Origin of the sequence: Plantibacter flavus (genome assembly GCF_900177615.1) — a bacterium.
Lineage (GTDB): Bacteria > Actinomycetota > Actinomycetes > Actinomycetales > Microbacteriaceae > Plantibacter > Plantibacter flavus.
On the sequence record NZ_FXAP01000002.1, the window covers coordinates 339,488 to 355,930 of the forward strand.

18 protein-coding genes are annotated in these 16,443 nt (G+C 70.5%); 14 read left to right on the forward strand and 4 right to left on the reverse strand.

Annotation, left to right across the window (positions count from 1 at the left end; translation table 11 throughout):
* Positions 1 to 7: 7 nt before the first annotated feature.
* The 5 genes from B9Y95_RS07965 (at position 8) to B9Y95_RS07985 (ending at position 4,615) form a co-directional block, all read left to right on the forward strand.
* Complete coding sequence (locus B9Y95_RS07965; protein WP_159453349.1) at positions 8 to 808, forward strand: sugar phosphate isomerase/epimerase family protein; 801 nt, start codon at positions 8 to 10, stop codon at positions 806 to 808.
* Positions 809 to 860: 52 nt separating this feature from the next.
* The gene (locus B9Y95_RS07970; protein ID WP_085511370.1) at positions 861 to 1,958 is read left to right on the forward strand and encodes a Gfo/Idh/MocA family protein; all 1,098 of its coding nucleotides are present in this window, start codon (positions 861 to 863) and stop codon (positions 1,956 to 1,958) included.
* Positions 1,955 to 2,839 carry a sugar phosphate isomerase/epimerase family protein gene (locus B9Y95_RS07975; protein ID WP_085511371.1) on the forward strand — a complete coding sequence of 295 codons (885 nt, stop codon included), beginning with the start codon at positions 1,955 to 1,957 and terminating at the stop codon, positions 2,837 to 2,839. Before B9Y95_RS07970 ends, B9Y95_RS07975 begins: the two co-directional genes overlap by 4 nt.
* Positions 2,840 to 2,925: 86 nt before the next feature.
* Positions 2,926 to 3,996, forward strand: coding sequence for a LacI family DNA-binding transcriptional regulator (locus B9Y95_RS07980; RefSeq protein ID WP_085511372.1), 1,071 nt, complete (start codon positions 2,926 to 2,928; stop codon positions 3,994 to 3,996).
* Positions 3,997 to 4,177: 181 nt separating this feature from the next.
* A complete protein-coding gene (locus B9Y95_RS07985; RefSeq protein ID WP_159453350.1) occupies positions 4,178 to 4,615 on the forward strand; it encodes a GrpB family protein in 438 nt (145 codons plus the stop codon).
* A 69-nt stretch (positions 4,616 to 4,684) separates the two neighbouring features.
* Here the strand turns inward: B9Y95_RS07985 and B9Y95_RS07990 are convergent, their stop codons facing one another.
* Positions 4,685 to 5,671: a helix-turn-helix transcriptional regulator gene (locus B9Y95_RS07990; protein WP_085511374.1), complete on the reverse strand. Its 987-nt coding sequence runs from the start codon at positions 5,669 to 5,671 to the stop codon at positions 4,685 to 4,687.
* A 95-nt stretch (positions 5,672 to 5,766) separates the two neighbouring features.
* Positions 5,767 to 7,266 (reverse strand): glycoside hydrolase family 36 protein, encoded by a 1,500-nt coding sequence (locus B9Y95_RS07995; RefSeq protein ID WP_085511375.1) that lies wholly within the window; start codon positions 7,264 to 7,266, stop codon positions 5,767 to 5,769.
* A 141-nt stretch (positions 7,267 to 7,407) separates the two neighbouring features.
* On the opposite strand from B9Y95_RS07995, the gene B9Y95_RS08000 reads away from it, so the two are divergent.
* Positions 7,408 to 8,622, forward strand: coding sequence for an ROK family transcriptional regulator (locus B9Y95_RS08000; protein ID WP_234994027.1), 1,215 nt, complete (start codon positions 7,408 to 7,410; stop codon positions 8,620 to 8,622).
* 28 nt (positions 8,623 to 8,650) lie between these two features.
* On the opposite strand, the gene B9Y95_RS08005 is transcribed toward B9Y95_RS08000, so the two are convergent.
* The gene (locus B9Y95_RS08005) at positions 8,651 to 9,703 is read right to left on the reverse strand and encodes a Gfo/Idh/MocA family protein (RefSeq protein ID WP_085511376.1); all 1,053 of its coding nucleotides are present in this window, start codon (positions 9,701 to 9,703) and stop codon (positions 8,651 to 8,653) included.
* Entirely contained in the window at positions 9,700 to 10,581 is an 882-nt protein-coding gene (locus B9Y95_RS08010) for a sugar phosphate isomerase/epimerase family protein (RefSeq protein WP_170169568.1), read from the reverse strand. The genes B9Y95_RS08005 and B9Y95_RS08010 overlap by 4 nt, the downstream gene beginning before the upstream one ends.
* 287 nt (positions 10,582 to 10,868) lie before the next feature.
* Between B9Y95_RS08010 and B9Y95_RS08015 the strand changes: the two genes are divergently transcribed.
* From B9Y95_RS08015 to B9Y95_RS08050, 8 genes are all read left to right on the forward strand, one after another.
* Positions 10,869 to 11,564, forward strand: a complete 696-nt coding sequence (locus B9Y95_RS08015) for an HAD hydrolase-like protein (RefSeq protein WP_234994028.1) — start codon at positions 10,869 to 10,871, stop codon at positions 11,562 to 11,564.
* Positions 11,565 to 11,653: 89 nt separating this feature from the next.
* Entirely contained in the window at positions 11,654 to 12,247 is a 594-nt protein-coding gene (locus B9Y95_RS08020; protein ID WP_085511378.1) for a sulfite oxidase-like oxidoreductase, read from the forward strand.
* Positions 12,244 to 12,972, forward strand: coding sequence for a ferredoxin reductase (locus B9Y95_RS08025; RefSeq protein WP_200811369.1), 729 nt, complete (start codon positions 12,244 to 12,246; stop codon positions 12,970 to 12,972). The genes B9Y95_RS08020 and B9Y95_RS08025 overlap by 4 nt, the downstream gene beginning before the upstream one ends.
* Positions 12,972 to 13,229: a DUF6510 family protein gene (locus B9Y95_RS08030; protein WP_085511380.1), complete on the forward strand. Its 258-nt coding sequence runs from the start codon at positions 12,972 to 12,974 to the stop codon at positions 13,227 to 13,229. The genes B9Y95_RS08025 and B9Y95_RS08030 overlap by 1 nt, the downstream gene beginning before the upstream one ends.
* A gap of 123 nt (positions 13,230 to 13,352) precedes the next feature.
* Complete coding sequence (locus tag B9Y95_RS08035) at positions 13,353 to 14,189, forward strand: alpha/beta fold hydrolase (protein WP_085511381.1); 837 nt, start codon at positions 13,353 to 13,355, stop codon at positions 14,187 to 14,189.
* A 22-nt stretch (positions 14,190 to 14,211) separates the two neighbouring features.
* Positions 14,212 to 14,766, forward strand: coding sequence for a TetR/AcrR family transcriptional regulator (locus B9Y95_RS21145; RefSeq protein WP_200811370.1), 555 nt, complete (start codon positions 14,212 to 14,214; stop codon positions 14,764 to 14,766).
* Between the two features lie 51 nt (positions 14,767 to 14,817).
* The gene (locus tag B9Y95_RS08045; protein WP_071261898.1) at positions 14,818 to 15,195 is read left to right on the forward strand and encodes a VOC family protein; all 378 of its coding nucleotides are present in this window, start codon (positions 14,818 to 14,820) and stop codon (positions 15,193 to 15,195) included.
* A gap of 105 nt (positions 15,196 to 15,300) precedes the next feature.
* The gene (locus tag B9Y95_RS08050; RefSeq protein ID WP_085511383.1) at positions 15,301 to 16,440 is read left to right on the forward strand and encodes a ThiF family adenylyltransferase; all 1,140 of its coding nucleotides are present in this window, start codon (positions 15,301 to 15,303) and stop codon (positions 16,438 to 16,440) included.
* Positions 16,441 to 16,443: the final 3 nt, after the last annotated feature.

Below are 16,443 nucleotides of genomic sequence, written 5' to 3' on the forward strand. Positions count from 1 at the left end.
GAACCGCATGTCCGACACGAACCCGACCGCCCAGCGGCACCCGCTCACCGGGTACGGCGTGATCGTCCCCTCCGAACGCATCCCCGATGCGTTCGCGTCCGGAGCCGACTACGCCGAACCGACCATCGTCGGCAATCTCGTCGTCACCGACGGAGCCGGGTGGACGCGCCATCCCGACTACGACGCGAGCGTCCGACGCGGCTCGTTCGCCATCCTGTTCCCCGGTGACCTGTCGCTCGCCGACCCCGGCTTCCCGGCGGAACGCGTCACCGCGTACCTCGACGCCGTCATGCCGATCATCGGTTCGGTCTCGGAGCCCGGCGCGAAGATCGTGTTCGGGAGTGGGACGGCGCGCACCGTCCCCACCGGGGTGGACGTCACGGCCGCCCGCGCGCGGTTCGCGGAGGTCGTCGTCGAGACGCGCGACGCGGCGGAGCGGAACGGACTGCAGATCGTCCTCGAGCCACTGAACCGGGACGAGACGAACCTACTCAACTCGCTCGAGGAGACGGTCGCCTTCCTCGACGAGTTCGGGATCGACCGTGTGCCCGTCGTCGCCGACCTCTTCCACATCATGCTGGAGGAGGAGCCGCTCGCCGTCGTCCAGGCGCTCGGCGCCCGCATCGGACACGCCCACATCGCCGATGCCGGACGACGGCCGCCCGGCCAGGGCGACTGGCCACTCACCGAATTCATCACGGCCCTCCGAGACGGCGGCTACAACGGCCCCATCACCGTCGAGTGCCTCTTCGAGGACTTCGAACCGGAGCTCGAGGCCGCCCTCGCGCACCTCCGTCAGCTCGCCTGAGCCGACGCCGACACCGACCCACCCCACGCACAGAACTGGAGCGAACCCCCGCATGTCACGACCGCACCGCATCGCCATCGCCGGCGCCGGCATCATCTCGAAGCAGCACGGCATCGTCATCGACCAGCTGCGCGACGAGTTGGAACTCGTCGCCGTCGCCGACCCGGAGCTCGCGAAGGCGGAGGCCCTCGTCGCCGAGCGCGGCGGACGGGCGTTCACGACCCTCGCGGAGGCGCTGGCGCAGACCGACCCCGACATCGTCGTCGTCTGCACACCCACCGGTCTGCACGCCGACCTCGCCATCGAGGCGCTCGAGGCCGGCAAGCACGTCATCATCGAGAAGCCGGCCGACGTCACCGTCTCGCGGACGGACGACATCATCGCCGCCCAGGAGCGCGCCGGCACCGTCGTGACCGTCATCTCCCAGCACCGCTTCGACCCCTCGACGGAGATCGTCCTCGCCGCCGCCGAACGCGGAGACCTCGGGCGCATCACCTCGGGCATCGCATCGGTCGACTGGTGGCGCGGGCAGAGCTACTACGACTCCGGCGACTGGCGCGGCACCTGGGCGCTCGACGGCGGTGGCGCGCTCATGAACCAGGGCGTGCACACGGTCGACCTGCTGGTCGCCCTCCTCGGACGTCCCGTCGAGGTCTTCGGGTACACCGCGCTCCTCGCCCACGAGCGCATCGAGACCGAGGACGTCGCGGTCGGTGTCGTCCGCTTCGCATCCGGCGCGCTCGGCGTCATCCACGGCTCGACGGCCGTCTACCCGGGCCTCGTCGCGCGGCTGCAGGTCCACGGTGACCGCGGCTCCGCGGTCATCGAGAACGACCAGCTGACGTACTTCCACTCCACCCCCGCGGGGATGGAGCGCGCCGAGGCCTTCTTCGGCTCGCAGGGCAAGGACACGAACCAGGCGGCGCAGTTCGCCGACGAGACGCAGGCGGGCTCGAGCGTCGCCGGGCAGATGTCGGACGCGCACCTGCACCAGTACCGGAACGTCCTCGCCGCGATCCGCGGGGAGGAGCCGCTCCGCGTGACGCTGGCCGAGAACCGCCAGGCGATCTCGATCATCACCGGTCTCTACGAATCCGCACGCACGGGCCAGCCGGTCCGCCTCGACGCCGTTGCGGCGGTGGTCCGATGAGCGCGCAGCGGACGAACCGGGTGGCGGCGAACCCCATCCCGTACTGGAGTGCGCGCGGCAAGACCCGCGAGGTGTTCGAGGAGGCCTTCGCCGACTTCCAGCGCATCGGTTTCACCGCGGTGAAGGCCGACATCCCCGAGGGAATGACCGCGGACGAGTACCGCACGTGGATCGGCGGCTACGGCCTCGCACCCTCGCTCAGCCTGTTCAGCAGCGCGTTCGACGAGACGGTCGACCTGGCCGAGGTCCTCGAGGCGGCGAAGGCGTTCGGGGCGGCCCAGGCCTCCCTCGGACTCGACCGGACGATGATCTCCTCGATGGCGGTCCCGGCCCGCATGGCGACGCCGGCGATCGGCGCCGACTTCTCCCAGGAGCGGCTCGACCTGGCCATCGAGAACGCCGGCCGGACCTGCGAGGTCCTGCTCGCCGAGGGGATCCGCCCCCTGCACCACTCGCACGTCGGTGGTGTCTTCGAGACCGAGCACGAGATCCGCAGTCTGCTCGACACCCTCGGACCGGACCTCATCGGGTTCGGGCCCGACACCGGACACCTCCGCTGGGCGGGAGCGGACCCGGTCGCGATGATCACCGACTACCGCGACCGCGTCGGCGGCATCCACATCAAGGACGTCTACGCCGATCACCTCGACGGCGCAGCGGACGGCGCGCTGAGCTACCACGAGACGTCCCAGACGAAGCGGCTGTGGGCGGAACCCGGGCTCGGTGTGCTCGACTTCGACGCGATCGTCGCGGCGATGCCCGCGGACTACGACGGCGACTACATGATCGAGGTCGACTTCCCGAGCGTCGAGAGCGTCTACGAGTCGCACCGCCTGTCGTACGAATGGGCCAGCCACGCACTCGATGTCGCGACCCGCTGACCAGGCCGGCCTGAGCCCGCACGCCGGGGCCGCGGCAGTACGATGGCTCAGGTCGCCGAGGGCGGCGATCGAGAGGAGCGGGCCCCATGAGCACCTCTGACGCATCCGCGGAGACGGTCGCTCCCGAGCCCGGAACACCCGAACCCACGGCAGGGGCCGCGAAGACGAGACGCGCCGCGACGATCTACGACATCGCACAGCTCGCCGGCGTCAACCCGTCGACCGTGTCGCGGGCGCTGAGCCGCCCCGGCCGCATCAACGAGAAGACGGCGCAGAAGATCCACGACGCCGCCAAGCAGCTCAACTACGTGGCGAACCCCGCCGCCCGGGCACTCCCCACCGGGCGCACCGGCACGCTCGGCCTCATCGTCGCCGACATCACGAACCCGATGTTCTTCGACGTCGTCCGCGGCGCGGAGCGCGAGGCCGCCGAGCGCAACTACACGCTCGTGCTCGCGGAGTTCAAGGAGTCGGCGGAGATGGAGCTGCTGACCGCCAGGCGGCTCATGCCGTCGGTCGACGGTCTCATCCTCGCGACCTCGAGGCTCCTGCCCGACGACGTCCGTGCGCTCGGCCAGGAGAAGCCCGTCGTCGTGATCAACCGTCAGGTCGACGACGTCGACAGCATCGTCGCCGACATCGACCCAGGCCTCACCGCGGCGATCGACCACCTCGCCGAGCTCGGGCACCGGAGGCTCGCGTTCGTCTCCGGCCCCGGTCGGTCCTGGATGTCGCGGCATCGGTGGAGCCGGACACGGGAGCTGTGCGCCGAACGCGGCATCGAGACGGTGCGAGTGCCGTCGTCACAGCCCGACATGGCCGCAGGCAGGGCGGCGGCCACGGCCGTGCTCGAGACGGGTGCCACCGCGGTCCTCGCGTACAACGACCTCCTGGCCATCGGCATCATGCTGGAGCTGCGCTCGCGTGGTGCCGAGATGCCTGCACAGCTGAGCCTCATCGGCTTCGACGACATCTTCGGTTCGGACTTCACGACACCGGCACTCACCTCGATCCGCAGCCCGCACATCGCCTCCGGCTCCTACGCCGTGCAGACCCTCTTCGCGCATCTCGGCGGCACCGACGTCCCGACCATCACCGACCTCGCGACCACGCTCATCATGCGCGAGTCGACCGCCCCGCCGCCGGCCACGGGCTGAGTCGGGGCGTCACCCAGCCCTTCGACAGGCTCAGGGACCAGGACGGTCCCTCGCCCGGGGACCGACCGCGGGGTACGCTCGATCCGATGATCGAGCTGAGCCCGCACCGGACGGAGTGGGCGACGGCGTTCCGACACGAGGCGGCGCGGCTCTCGGACGTCCTCGACGGACGCGTGGACGCGTGGACGCGATCGAGCACATCGGGAGCACCGCCGTCCCGGGCCTCGTCGCCAAGCCGATCATCGACCTCGCCGCGAGAGCGACGGCAGCCGGCGACCCGTTCGCCCTCGGCCCGCTCCTGGCCGGGCTCGGGTACGAGCCGAACGCAGCGGGACCGAAGACGCATGCCGTGTACGTCCGTTCGGAGGGAGTCCGTCGCACGCACATCCTCCACGTGTTCGACTCAGACGTGTGGGAGCACTGCAACCAGCGGCTGTTCCGGGACAAGCTGCTGCACGACGCATCCGCTCGGCGCCGGTACCAGGAGCTCAAGCTGGAGCTCGCCAGGACCGACGATGGCCGCGCCTACACGGCGGCGAAGCTCCCGCTCATCGAGGAGCTGCTGAACGAGGAACGCACGAGCCGGGGGCTTCCGCCGACGACGGCGTGGGACAAGTAGGCACTGCCCTTCGACAAGCTCAGGGACCCGGGGGTCGCTCAGGGACCCGGGGCCGGGGCTGGGGAGACGTCAGCCTCGGGAACGCAGGTGGGTTGCGCCGCGGCTCGACGCGAGGGTGACACTCGGGTACTCGCCGAAGCGGGTCGTGTACGAGGCCGCGAAGCGCCCGAGGTGGGTGAACCCCCATCGCCTGGCGACCTCGGCGACCGTCGCGAGGCCCGGTTCCGCGTCCCGCAACTCCTGTCGCACGCGATCGAGCCGGATCGACCGCAGGTAGTCGGTGGCGGTGACGCCGTATTCGCGGCGGAACGCCGCCTGCAGACTGCGCAGGCTGATCCCCGCGGCAGCGGCGATCTCGTCGGTACCCATGGGCCGGTGGGCGTTCGCGATCATGAACTCGACCGCGGCGCGGGTCTTGCCGCCCGACGGCACCGCCAGGTCGCTCCGTGGCTGCAGCGCGACGTGTGGGAAGACCTCGAGCAGCGTGACGGCTGCTGCTCGGTTCGCCTCGGCGCGCAGGAGTGCGGAACTCCCGTCGTCGTAGACCACCCGGGCGACGGTCGCCACCGTCTCGGTCCAGCGCCGCAGGGCATCGCCCGACGGGCGGAACGTCGTGTCGAACCGGATCGGACCCACCGATCCCTCGGTCTCCGCGGCGACACCCTCGAGATAGGCGCCGCCGAAGTGCATCATGTTGAGCCGGTAGTCGATGAGGTCGAACTGCGCGGGGCGGTCGTTCGCGAACATCGCCGGCTGCCCGTGGAGGAACTTCATCGGCGAGCCGAGCAGGTCTGAGACACCTTCGCCACGCGTCATCCAGGAGACCACATACTCGCCCTGGGTGAACGACGCACCCGTGATCCGTCCCTCGACCTGCGAGGCTCGGAGGGAGAGGTCGTCGTCTCCAGTGGAGGTGAAGCGGTATCCGAACTCAGCCGCCGTCGGCTCGACCGTCATCCTGCCGATCCGGTAGGCCTCGCGGTAGAGCTCGCGAGCGTCGTCGAGGTCGCTTCCCGCGGCCTCGAACCGCTCCGCGGACCCTGGTTTCGCGCTCATCCTGCTCAGAATCCCACGACTGTGCCAAAGCTCCACTTCTGAGCGGTCGGCGTTCGTTTATCGGATAACGCCGGATCGCCGCCGAGCCCCATCCGTCACCCGATGTAGGAGGTGTCGGAGCGGGACTCGCCCGCCACCACGGCCGTCAAGTCGACCTCACGGCCGTCGAGCCGGAAGGTGAACCGCCCCGTCTGCTCGACCGTCGACGTCTCGGTGAGGTATTGCCGGAGTTCAGCGCGTTCGCTCTCGTGCAGCCAAACCACCGGGTCGGAGGTCGACTTGAACTCGAGGATGGCGGCGACGTCCTGGAGCAGGCGACGTTCGACCGGGTCGAGGAGGTTCCGAGCGCTACGGAAGTAGACGGCGTCGGGGTCGACCTCGTAGACGTCTTTCAGCCAGACGCGGTTGACGGAGTCGACGATCGAGTTCCACGCCCCGACGCCCGACGGGTCGCCGACGCGTTCGGCGTTGTCCCAGAACGGACCGACATCCGGCCCCACACGCGCGCCGTCGAACACCCCGATGGAGGGGATCATCGGGACGCCGCAGCCGAGCAGGTACACGTCGTCGCCGACGGTCTCCCTGATGAACGAGATCGCGTCCCGGTAGGCGGTCTCGCGGTGGACGTCCTGGTGCCTCCGACCGGTGACGGCCCCCGCGTACATGAAGTCGAGCTTGAGGTAGCTGAAGCCCCACCCGGTGACGCGCTCGAAGACCTCGCGGAGGTGGTCCTGCACCTCCCGCTGGGTGGTGTCGAGCGAGTAGTAGTGGGAGTTCCAGTTGTAACCGGTCGCAAGGGGGCGGCCGGCGTCGTCCTGCACGAGGAGGTCGGGGCGCTCCCGCGCGATCGTGGAGTCGGGAAGCGCGATCATCGGCGCGAGCCAGAGCCCCGGACGGAACCCGGCTTCGGCGATGCGACCGGCGGTCGCCTGCATGCCCGACGGGAAGTCCGGGCCGGCCGTCCAGTCGCCCACGATCGGCTCCCAGCCGTCGTCGAGCTGGAACACGTCGAAGGGGTACCCGGTGAGGTCGGCCACGGTGCGGGCGACCAGCTCCTCGTCGATGCCCTCGTAGTAGGAGTACCAACTGCTCCAGACGCGACCGGCACGCTGCGAGCGCCGCCCGAGCCGTTCGGACAGGATGGCCGCGTAGTCGGCGAAGGCCTGCTGCTCCGGTCCGAACGTGACGAACCACTCGGCTTCGTCGGTCTCGCTCCGCGCCCAGATCGTGTTGCGGTCGGCACCGACCCGGGGGTTGCCGAGCCCGAGGGTCCCGATGAGCAGTACGGTGCCGTCCGGTCCCGCGATGGCACCGACACCACTGCCGGAGTGGAGGTGCGGGGTCTCGTTGACCGCGTCGTCGGCGGTGAGCAGCCGGTCGGGGCTGTTCTTGATACCGATGGTCTCGCCGTCGGTGGTGGTCCACCCGCTCGGGCTCCACGAGTTCCAGCCGTGCCGGTAGAAGCCGGTGTCGCCGAAGGGGTGGAGGAGCGCGACCGGACCGGCGGGCACGACGAACCCCGTGCTGGTGGCGGTCGGTTCGCCGGCGAGGTTCGCGGGGATGCGGAGGTCCCCGAAGGTGAAGGTGTGCAGCATGGCCGGCTTTCTGTGTGGGTGGGCGCTCTCGGGATCGACGCGGGACTCCCGCCTGCCACCACGGGGCTGCCGCGGGTAGAGTCGAGGAGGCGGAGTTAATACTGCAACGTGCCGTGAAAAGTCGCAAGAGGGGAATGGCGAATGCCTCGAGAGGCGATGGTGGAGCCGTCCGGCGGATCGATGGGCAGTCGATCGTTGCTCCGGCGGATGAACTCGCTCGGTGTGCTGCGCGCCCTGCTCCCGCAGCCACTCACCCTGCGGGAGCTGGCGGACGCGTCCGGGCTGTCTCGGACGGCCATCGACGCGATCGTGACGGACCTCGTCGAGATGGGCTGGCTCGAATCAGTCGAACGCGCCTCGGCGTCCCGGGTCGGCAGACCCGCCACCGCCTTCCACGTGCGCGCCGGACTCGGCCACCTCCTGTCGCTCGACATCGGCGCGAACCACATCCACGCCGTCGTGACCGACCTCGCCGGTGCCGTCCTGGGCCAGCGCACGGCGCGCCTTCCCGAGGACACGGGCGCGACCGAGCGCATCAGCCTGGCGCTGGCGACCGGCGATGCGGTGCTCAGCACCCTCGACCTCACCCGCGGGTCGGTGTGGATCGTCGCCGTGGGCTCCCCGGGCGCGATCGGCAGGGACGGCGAGGTGCTGCACTTCGGCGGGACGGGCCTCCCGGACTGGGTCGGGCTGAACCTGCGCGAGCGGTTCGAGCAGGAGTTCGACGGAGCCGTCCTGGTGGAGGGCGACGTCGCGCTCGGTGCCCGCGCGGAACTGACCGTCGGCGCTGCACAGGGCCACCGCGACGTCGTCTACCTCCTCTGCGGCGTGCGCACCAGCGCGGCCTCCATCGTCGACGGCAAGGTGCACCGCGGCGTGCACGGTGCGGCAGGGATCGTCGGCGAGATGCCCGAACTCCGGTGGTCCCGCCTGAACGAACGGTACGGCGAGTCGGTCCTCGGCTCTCCACGGCCGTCCCGCGAGGAGATCTTCGAGGCGGCTCGCGCCGGTGATCGGATCGCCCTGACGGCGATGGACGAGTTCGCGGACGACCTGGCCACGGGCGCGGCGGCCATGATCCTCGCACTCGATCCGGAACTCCTCGTGGTCGGCGGCGGCAGCGCTCCGGGCGCGGACGTCTTCCTGCCGCGCTTCATCCACACCCTCGGCGAGATCTGCCCGCTGCCGCCGGACGTGGTCGTCTCCTCGCTCGGTTCGGAGGCGGTGGCGATGGGTGGCGTCAGCCTGGCGTCCCAGCACCTCGACACCGTCCTCCAGACGGCTGTCCGAGACGTGGAGCGGTTCCCCGACCCGGCCGGAGCACTCCGGCTCGTCAGGCGGACCGCAGCGTCCTGAGCCGTCGCCGCCCGCGACCGGTCGTGACTCAGCGACCGCCGAGCTGCGCGGCGAGGACCGACGACCGTCGCTCGGGGATCGCCGCGTCGTAGACGTCCTGGATCACGTCGAACGCCTTGCGTGCTTCGGCGGGGTGGAGCCAGAAGGCGCCCGGCTCGTCGAGCCCCGCGTAGAAGTCCTGGATCAGCCGCTCATGGGACACGCCCCAGTAGGCACGCGCTCCGCTGGCCGTCACGCGCTCGACGGTGGTCTCGACGCGCCCGTCAGCGAAGCGGGCGGTGAGTTCGGCCCCGAGGTGCAGCGTGCCCCGCTCACAGACGACGTCGATCGTCACCGGCAGGTTCGCGACCCCCGCGACCGTCGCGTAGACCGTGCTCGTCGCGCCACCCGCGTGCACGATGCGCAACTCGGCCGTGTCCTCGACCTCGATCACCTCGGCGAGCGCGCGAGTGGCGATCGATCCCGTCGCCTCGATCGGGTCGCCGACCAACCACTGCACGAGGTCGATCGTGTGGATCGCCTGGTTCATGAGGAGTCCGCCGCCGCCGGTGTCCCAGCGACCGCGCCACGGGCGATCCTCGTAGTAGGCCGCCGTCCGATGCCACGGCACGACCGCCGAGGCGCCGAGCACTGCGCCGAGCTCACCCGAGTCGAGCAGTTCCTTGGCGCGCTCCGCCGGCTGGTTGTAGCGGTTCTGGAAGCACACCGCGATCTTCGCGCGACTGTGCTCCGCCGCGGCCAGGAGCCGCTCGGCCTCCTCGCGCGTGTGGGCGAGGGGCTTCTCGAGGATGACGCTGATCCCGCGCTCGAGCGCCCGGATCGCCTGGTCGGCGTGCAGGTGGTGCGGGGTGCAGATGTGGACGACGTCGGGTCGTGCCTCGTCGAACAGTCGATCGAGGTCGGTGAAGCCCGGGACACCCGTCGCAGCCATCGCCGCATCGAGCCGGCCGTCGTCGACGTCGCACACCGCCACGAGCTGCGCGCCGGGGACCGTCTCGATCGCCGCGAGGTGGAGGGCTGCGATGTCGCCGCACCCGATCACGGCGACGCGACGGAGGACGGGTGCGGGCCCGCGGCTCATCGCAGCTCGATCCCCAGCTCGTCGGTGAGCCTCCGGAAGGCCCGGGCGGCCACGCCGAACGAGGCGGGACCGGAGAAGCCGCCGAGCGCGTGGGTGTCTGCGAGGTGCGGCTCGAGCGACGCGAACCCGGCGTAGCCGTCGTCGCGCAACGCCGTGAGCGTTTCACGCAGTTGCCCGTCGCCCTCGCCGGACGGCACGACCTGGCCGCTCTCGGCGACCGCGTCCTTGACCTGCAGGTAGTCGAGGTACGGGCGCAGCATCGCGTAGCCGTCGTCGAACGGGACCACACCCACCTGGACGAAGTTCGCGTTGTCCCAGGCGAGCCGCAGCGCGGGCGATCCGACGGACTCGACGAGGTCGAGGATGCGTTCCGGGACGTCGCCGTAGATGTCCTTCTCGTTCTCGTGGAGGAGCACGATCCCCTCACGCTCGGCCAGATCGGCGAGCAGGCGCATGCGGACCAGGACGTCGTCGCGGGTGGCCTCCACCGGCACGCCCTCGCCGCGGAAGAAGGAGAAGATGCGGATGTTCGGGGTCCCGAGGGCGTGTGCAGCGGCGATCGCGCGCGCGAGGCGGGCGACTTCCAGCTCGGCGTCGAGGGCTACGTCGACCTTGCCGATCGGCGATCCGATGGCGGACACGCCCATGCCGGACTGCTGCAGCTGCGCACCGAGTCGGGCGAGCTGGTCGGCGTCGAGGTCGATGATGTTGACGCCCCACGCGCTCCGAACCTCGATGTGCGATGCCCCGAGCGCCTCGAGCACGGCGATCTGCGTCGTCGGGTCGGCGTCGATCTCGTCGCCGAAGCCCGACAGGGTCCAGCTCACCGGGTGTTGTGCATTCACGTGCGCTTCCGCCTTCGCGTTCGTTCTCGTCATCGGGAACCAGACAGTCGGGCTGCCGGCACTGTCAGCCTACGGCTCTGGCAACCGGTTGACAACCCTGCTGGTGGGTGCGGCCAGCGCGGTGCGCTGACGCGAGCGCGGGGCACACACGTGAGCGCGCCCCTCCGGAGACCCGCGCCCACGCACTGGCACCGCGCTCAGGCCGCGGCGCGCGCACTCACGCCCGGACACCCACACTCACGCCGCCACGCCCGCGCTCACATCAGCGCACCGCGCTGGGCATCGACCCCGACCGGAGGTGCCACCGTAGGATGGAGCGTGTGACCGATCTCTACCTCGCGAGTACGACCGTGTCCTTCCACCGCAGCTGGTCCTGCGTGCTGTTCGACCTCGACGGCACGATCGTGGACTCGGCCCCCGGCATCATCTCCCGCATGAGGACGACCCTGGCGAACGTCGGTGCCGTCGTGCCGTCCGACGAATCGCTGCTGCGTTGGGTCGGCCCGCCGCTGCTCGACTCCTTCCGCGACTTCGCGGGCATGGACCCACTGCAGTCGCAGCTTGCCCTCACCGAATACCGCCGCCAGGTCGCCATCGAGGGCGCCGAGGTCGGCACCGCGGTGTTCCCGGGCGTCGCCGGGCTGCTCGCACGGATCTCCGAGGCCGGGATCCCGATCGGGCTCGCGACCTCGAAGCCCGAGTCGCAGGCGAACACGATCCTCGATCACTTCGGTCTGAGCCAGTACTTCACCGTCGTCACGGGCGCCTCCGAGGACGAGGTCCGCAGCAGCAAGGCCGACGTCGTCGGCGAGGCCCTCCGACGCCTCACGGCCGCCGGCGTCGACACCTCCCGCACCGTGCTGGTCGGCGACCGCCTCCACGACATCGAGGGCGCAGCTGCGCACGGGATCCCGACGATCCTCGTCGAGTGGGGCTACGGCTCACCGGCGGAGGCCACCGGCGCCCTCGCCGTCGTCCACTCCATCGACGCGCTGTCGAACCTCATCACCGGCTGAGCGAGACCGGTATCGCTCGGTTTCCCCAGAAGGGCCTGGCTTCACCGACACCTGCTCACTAGGGTGATGACCATCCTGAGGAGGTCGACATGGCGGTGTTCACACGCGGTTTCGGAGGACGGGCACGGGAGCAGGACGATCGACTCCCGCCCGGTCAGTTCCTCACCGAGGACTTCCCGGTGCTGTCCGCCGGACCCACACCGCGGATCGACACCGATGAGTGGGAGTTCCAGATCCGGACGGAGACGGGCGAGACCCACCGCTGGGACTGGCCGGCCATGCAGGCCCTCCAGCAGGACGACATCACCCGCGACATCCACTGCGTGACCCGCTGGACGAAGCTCGGCACGAGCTGGCAGGGCGTCTCACTCGACACGCTCTTCGCCGAGGTCGAGAGCGGCTACGACTTCGTGATGGCCCACTCCTACGGCGGCTACACGACCAACTTCCCACTCGACGACCTCCTGGACGGCAAGGCCTGGATCGCCACCGGCTTCGACGGCGAGCCGCTCGCCGCGGAGCACGGCGGCCCGGCGCGACTCCTCATCCCGCACCTCTACTTCTGGAAGAGCGCGAAGTGGATCCGCGGCCTCGTCATGCAGCAGGACGACGAGCCGGGGTTCTGGGAGCAGAACGGCTACCACGCCTACGGTGATCCCTGGCTCGAACAGCGGTACTCGTGAGGCGCACGGGCCATGTCGACGTCTGGAAAGCGGCCACGGTGGTCACGGCGACGCGCCTGACCCCATCGGGGCGCAGCCTCGTCCTGGACGCCCCCGGCTGGGGCGGGAACCTCGCCGGGCAGCACGCCGACGTCCGCCTCACCGCCCCCGACGGCTACCAGGCGGTGCGCTCCTACTCGATCGCCTCGGCGGACGCCGGTGACCGCATCGAGATCGCCGTCGACCGAGTCCCCGACGGCGAGGTCTCCCCGTTCCTCGTCGACGCGATCGAGGTCGGCGACCAGGTCGAGGTGCGTGGACCGCTGGGCGGCTGGTTCGTCTGGCGCCCCGAGGACACAGAGCCGGTCCTCCTGATCGGCGGCGGGTCTGGCATCGTGCCGCTCATGGCGATGGTGCGAGCGCACGAGGCGGCCGGGAGTACGACGCCGTTCCGACTCGTGTACTCGGTCCGCTCACCGCAGGACGCCTTCTTCGCCGACGAGCTCGCTGCGGCGACCGGGGTCGAGGTCACCTGGATCTACACCCGGCGAGCGCCCGACGGCTGGCCTCGTCCCGCCGGCCGACTGGTCGCGGCCGACCTGCAGGCGCTCGAGGTCACCGGCGGCGAGGCCCCGTCGGTGTTCGTCTGCGGACCGACCGGCTTCGTCGAGGCGGTCGCCGACACCCTGGTCGCGATCGGCCATGATCCCGCCCGCATCAAGACCGAGCGGTTCGGAGGCGCGTGATGACCTCGCATCTGGACGGGAACGTCCTCGCCGGCACCCTGTCGGAACTGACCGGCTCCGACCCGAGCGGGACGATGTCGCAGTGCCTCGGGTGCCGCGACGTCTCGCCCCTCGCCGCGGAGCTGGTGTTCGGCACCCCGGACGCGTGGGTGGTGCGCTGTCGGCACTGCGACGACGTCCTGCTCGTCGTCCTCCATCACGAGGAGACCACGCGCGTCACCCTCGACGGCGTCCGCTGGTGGACGGACCTCGGCTGACGCACCTCCCCCACTCGTTCGCCCATTCTTGGGCGAACGGAGCTTCTGTCGCCCAAAGATGGGCGAATGAACGTAACCCTGAAAGCTATTGACATTAGCCAAACGGCGATGCAGACTAGCTTCATGAACACGAAGCCGGCATCGACAGGGCCTGCCACCCGCTACCTCGACCGTCCCGAGGGCAAGATCGCCTACGAGATCCAGGGCGACGGCCCGCTCGTCGTCCTCGTCCCGGGAATGGGCGAGCTCCGCTCCTCCTACCGCTTCCTCGCTCCCGCGCTCGTCCAGGCCGGGTACCGCGTCGCCTCCACCGACCTCCGTGGTCACGGCGACAGCGACACGACGTTCTCCTCGTACGGCGACGTCGCGACCGCCTCGGACGTCCACGCCCTCATCCGCGACCTCGGCGCCCCGGCCGTCATCATCGGGAACTCCCTCGCTGCCGGCGCGGGAGTGATCGTCGCCGCGGAGCATCCGGACGACGTGTCCGGTCTCGTCCTCGTCGGGCCCTTCGTCCGCAACCCGAAGGCGGGCGCCGTCATGCAGGCGGTCTTCCGCGCCATGATGGCTCCGCTGTGGATCGCACGGGTCTGGAAGGCCTACCTCCCCACGCTGAACGCGGGCCGGAAGCCGGTCGACTTCGACGACTACCTCGCCGACGTCTTCGCGAGCCTGCGTCGACCCGCCTACGGCAAGGCCTTCTCGCAGACGACGAGACAGACCGACCACGCCCCAGCCGAGGCTGCGCTCCCCGGCGTGAGCGCTCCGACGCTCGTGATCATGGGCACCAAGGACCCCGACTTCCCCGACCCCGCGGCCGAGGCCCGCTGGATCGGCGACACGCTGCAGGCGGAGGTCGTCCTCGTCGAGGACGCCGGCCACTACCCGCAGGCCCAGCAGCCCGAGGTCACCTCGCAGGCCGTCCTCGGCTTCCTCCAGACGGCGCTGCACCGTGCCTAGGGCGGGACTCAGCCGCGCGCGCGTGGTGGACGAAGCGGCTGAACTCGCCGACGAGGTCGGGCTCGAGGGGCTGACCCTCGCCGCCCTCGCCGAACGGCTCGGCGTCCGGCAGCCCTCGCTCTACAAGCACCTCGACTCACTCGCCGGACTCCGCCGGAGCATCTCCCTCCAAGCGAAGGGCGAGCTCGGCGACGTCCTGCTGCGTGCCGCCGTCGGCCGTTCGGGCGCGGACGCGATCACGGTGATGGCCGGGGCCTACCGGGAGTGGGCCCTGGAGCACCCGGCACGCTACACGGCTGCGCAGTGGATCGCCGGGCCGGAGGACGAGGAGGACACGGCTGCATCGCTCGGCGCCATCCAGGTCATCACCGACGTCCTCACGGCCTACGAACTCCGCGGCGACGATGCCATCGACGCGATCCGCGCGTTCCGCTCCACCCTGCACGGCTTCGTCTCGCTCGAGGCGGCGGGATCCTTCGGCCTCGACCGAGACCTCGACCGGAGCTTCGACCGCCTCGTCCGCGGCTTCGTGATCACCCTGACCAACTGGGCCGAGACCGCTGGGGACGAGTCCTAGCCGATCCGCAACGGGTTCCGCCGCACGACGCGTGCGGGGTAGCGTGCCGTCATGTCATGCCGCATCAGTGAACTCGTCCTCGACTGCCGCGATCCGGAAGCGCTCGCCCGCTTCTGGTGCGAGGTCCTCGACTTCGTCGTGCTCGACCGAGACGAGGACGGGGTGGAGATCGGAGCGCGGGACGGCTTCGGTGGATCGCAGCCGACCATCATCCTCAGCCGCAGCGACGACCCGCCGCAGCCGAAGTCGAAGCTCCACATCGACGTCAGCCCGACCGACGGCGACCAGGACGCCGAGCTCGAGCGCCTGCTGGCCCTCGGTGCACGCCCGACGGACATCGGGCAGACGGGCGACGAGTCGTGGCACGTCCTCGCCGACCCCGAGGGCAACGCCTTCTGCCTCCTGCGCACGCCCGTCAAGCCGGTCTGATCGGCCTCCCGCATCCATCCCATTCGCCCATGTTTGGGCGAGTGATTGCTCCCGCGCCCAAACTTGGGCGAATGAAGCTCTCCGTGCCGGTGGGATAATCGGCCCATGTCCTCGACCGCGCGGTACGCCAGGCAGCTCGCCCTCCCCGGGTTCGGACCAGCGGCGCAACAGCGCCTCGCCGATGCGCGGGTGCTGATCGTCGGCGCCGGCGGCCTCGGCAGCATCGTCATCCCGGCGCTCGCAGCTGCCGGTGTCGGTTCCGGTGACGGCGCTATCCACCTCGTGGACGACGACACGGTCGAGCTCAGCAACCTGCATCGGCAGACCGTCCACAGCACCGCGGACGTCGGCCGGCCGAAGGTCGACTCCGCCGCCGACCGCGCCCTCGCCGTCAACACCGATGCGACGATCCTCCGGCACCGCTTCCGCCTCGGACCCGGCGAGATCATGGGCCTCCTGGCCGACGCGGAGATCGACCTCGTCATCGACGGCAGCGACAACTTCGAGACCCGTTACCTGGTCGACGACGCGGCGACGCTCGCCGACGTCCCGCTCGTCTGGGGTGCGGTCTCGCAGTACGGCGGGCAGGCCGGGCTCAGCTGGTCGTCTCGCGGCCCGCGCTACCGCGACCTCTTCCCCCACCCGCCGACGGACGGTTCGGTGCTCTCCTGCGAGGCCGGCGGCGTCCTGCCCACCACGGTCGGGGTCATCGGGTCGATCATGGCCACCGAGGCGATCAAGGTGCTCACCGGGGTCGGGACCCTCTCGCTCGGCCGGGTGACGATGTTCGACGGGCTGAGCGGCGGGTTCCGCGAACTCCGGTACGAGCGCGACCCCGCGGGTGCCCGGCAGGTGTCGCTCGATGAGCACCTGCACCGGACGCCAGGAGGGGATGCGCCGAGCGCCGCAGCCGCAGCACCCCACGAGCCGCGACACGGCGGTCGCACGATCACCGCACCGCAGCTCGCGGCGAGCGAGGACGAGGCCGTGCTGCTCGACGTCCGGGAGCCGTGGGAGGCGGAGATCGCCCGGTTGCCCGGTTCGACGCTCATGCCGCTCGGCTCGCTCACGGAGATGCTCCACGGTCTCGACGTCGAGACGCCCGTGGTCGTCTACTGCCATCACGGCATCCGGTCCGAGTCAGCGCTCCGACTGCTCCTCGAGCGCGGCTACTCCGCCGTCCATCTCGAGGGCGGTATCGACGCATGGTCACGCCTCGTGGATCCGACCGTCCCCCGCTACTGACCG

Excerpts from the sequence above, each read along its gene's own strand:
- B9Y95_RS07965 (WP_159453349.1), top strand. The coding sequence starts at position 8 with ATGTCCGACACGAACCCGACCGCCCAGCGGCACCCGCTCACCGGGTAC.
- B9Y95_RS07970 (WP_085511370.1), top strand. The coding sequence starts at position 861 with ATGTCACGACCGCACCGCATCGCCATCGCCGGCGCCGGCATCATCTCG.
- B9Y95_RS07975 (WP_085511371.1), top strand. The coding sequence starts at position 1,955 with ATGAGCGCGCAGCGGACGAACCGGGTGGCGGCGAACCCCATCCCGTAC.
- B9Y95_RS07980 (WP_085511372.1), top strand. The coding sequence starts at position 2,926 with ATGAGCACCTCTGACGCATCCGCGGAGACGGTCGCTCCCGAGCCCGGA.
- B9Y95_RS07990 (WP_085511374.1), bottom strand. The coding sequence starts at position 5,671 with ATGAGCGCGAAACCAGGGTCCGCGGAGCGGTTCGAGGCCGCGGGAAGC.
- B9Y95_RS07995 (WP_085511375.1), bottom strand. The coding sequence starts at position 7,266 with ATGCTGCACACCTTCACCTTCGGGGACCTCCGCATCCCCGCGAACCTC.
- B9Y95_RS08000 (WP_234994027.1), top strand. The coding sequence starts at position 7,408 with ATGCCTCGAGAGGCGATGGTGGAGCCGTCCGGCGGATCGATGGGCAGT.
- B9Y95_RS08005 (WP_085511376.1), bottom strand. The coding sequence starts at position 9,703 with ATGAGCCGCGGGCCCGCACCCGTCCTCCGTCGCGTCGCCGTGATCGGG.
- B9Y95_RS08010 (WP_170169568.1), bottom strand. The coding sequence starts at position 10,581 with ATGACGAGAACGAACGCGAAGGCGGAAGCGCACGTGAATGCACAACAC.
- B9Y95_RS08020 (WP_085511378.1), top strand. The coding sequence starts at position 11,654 with ATGGCGGTGTTCACACGCGGTTTCGGAGGACGGGCACGGGAGCAGGAC.
- B9Y95_RS08030 (WP_085511380.1), top strand. The coding sequence starts at position 12,972 with ATGACCTCGCATCTGGACGGGAACGTCCTCGCCGGCACCCTGTCGGAA.
- B9Y95_RS08035 (WP_085511381.1), top strand. The coding sequence starts at position 13,353 with ATGAACACGAAGCCGGCATCGACAGGGCCTGCCACCCGCTACCTCGAC.
- B9Y95_RS08045 (WP_071261898.1), top strand. The coding sequence starts at position 14,818 with ATGTCATGCCGCATCAGTGAACTCGTCCTCGACTGCCGCGATCCGGAA.
- B9Y95_RS08050 (WP_085511383.1), top strand. The coding sequence starts at position 15,301 with ATGTCCTCGACCGCGCGGTACGCCAGGCAGCTCGCCCTCCCCGGGTTC.